The sequence below is a fragment of the Actinacidiphila sp. bgisy167 genome, assembly GCF_057707665.1.
Window position 1 is genome coordinate 1 of the sequence record NZ_JBYIQP010000210.1, and the last position, 1,148, is coordinate 1,148.

At 70.3% G+C, this 1,148-nt stretch carries 1 protein-coding gene; it reads left to right on the forward strand.

The genetic code is table 11. The features are described 5' to 3' along the window. Positions 1-1,134: IS4 family transposase (locus tag AC3ET4_RS30825; RefSeq protein ID WP_431955270.1), on the forward strand; the 1,134-nt coding region annotated here is incomplete at its 5' end. Between the last annotated feature and the right edge of the window lie 14 nt (positions 1,135-1,148).

A 1,148-nucleotide genomic window follows, 5' to 3' on the forward strand; every position in this document is an offset into this window, starting at 1 on the left:
CTGGCCAGAGCGCGGCGCCGGGTGGGGACCGCGCCGTTGCGTCGCTTGTTCGAGGTCCTTGCCGGTCCCGTCGCCGACCGCGGCCGGGCCGGGTCCTTCTACCGGGGACTGCGCACGGTGGCGATCGACGGCACCCACCTGCACGCGCCCGACGACGAGCAGGTCACCTGGCGCTATCCGAAGCGAGCTGGAGAACATCTGGAGTTCGGCTACCCGCTGCTGCGCCTGCTGGCCGTGGTCGAGTGCGGCACCCGGGCCGTGCTCGCTGCCTGTTTCGGTCCGGAGAACGAGGGCGAGCTCTCCTACGCCCGCCGTCTGCTGGGCTGCCTCAACGCCTCGATGCTGCTGCTGGCCGACGCCGGCTTCGACGCGGTGGAGTTCCTACGCGACGTCGCCGGCACTGGCGCGCAGTTCCTGGTGCGCTCCTCCGCCCGGCGCCGCCCCACCATCCAACGCCGCCTGCCGGACGGCTCCTACCTGGCACGCCTGTCCGGTGCCTACGAGGCGGGGACGGGCTACCGGCCGCTGCCCGTGCGCGTGATCGAAGCATGGATCACCGTCACCCTCGCCGACGGCACCACCCGGTGCGAGCCGTGGAGGCTGGTCACCAGCCTGCTCGACCACGAGCGCTACCCCGCCCGCGAACTCGTCGAGCTCTACCACCGCCGATGGCAGGTGGAGACCGCCTACTTCTCGATCAAGGCGACCATGCTCGACGGGCGGGTCCTGCGCTCACGCAGCGTTCCGGGCCTGGACCAGGAGGTCTACGCGCTCCTGGCGACCTACCAGGCGCTCATCCGTGCCGCGGCCGACGCGGTGACCACCCGGCCCGGACTGGCCATGGAACGGATCAGCTTCACCGTCCTGCTGCAGGCCGCCGCCGACCAGGTCACCACCGCCACCGGCATACTCCGACCGGCAACCGCCGACCTCCTTGGAGCGATCGGGCGGACGGTCCTGGACAACCTGCTGCCCGCCCTACGACACCACCGCGTCAAGGCCCGCAGCCGCAAGAACCCGACAAGCAAGTACGGGCCGAACGCAGGAAAACACCCGCAAACCACCCAGACCTACACCCTCGCCGTCGAGATCCAGGTCATGGAAAGCGGACTTGCAACCCGCCACCGACGTTAAACGCAACGGTGTTG